This is a genomic window from Polaromonas sp. P1_G2 (assembly GCF_056405515.1).
Map to the genome: position 1 here is coordinate 1 of NZ_JBFUBY010001502.1, position 391 is coordinate 391.

1 pseudogene is annotated in these 391 nt (G+C 59.7%); it reads left to right on the forward strand.

Features of this window, described 5'->3' with window-relative positions:
- A pseudogene (locus AC1D0P_RS31275) lies at positions 1 to 362 on the forward strand (phosphohydrolase); the annotation flags it as partial.
- Between the last annotated feature and the right edge of the window lie 29 nt (positions 363 to 391).

Here is a 391-nt window from a genome sequence, read left to right on the forward strand (position 1 = left end):
ACGAATATGCTGCCGCCATCCTGCGTCCGTTCGTGCGCGAACAATGTTCCTGGGTGGTCGAAAAGCATGGCGACTTCCAGCTCCTCTATTATGGCGCGCATGTCGGAGCCAATCCGAACAAGCGCGRCAGCTATCAGGACAGCCAGTATTTCGACGACTGCGCGACATTCTGCGAGAAATGGGACCAATCCAGTTTCGACCCCACCTTCACGCCACGGCCACTCGACTTCTTCGCACCGATGGTGCGCGAGGTGTTTGCGCGCAAAAGCTATGATCCGGACGTCGTGCGGACCGGGCAAAGGCAGGCGCTCTCCGACGCCTCGGTTGCCGCGGCCCGGAGATCACCCGTCAACATGGCTTGACGAAACCATCTTTCCGCCCGGTCTTCCTT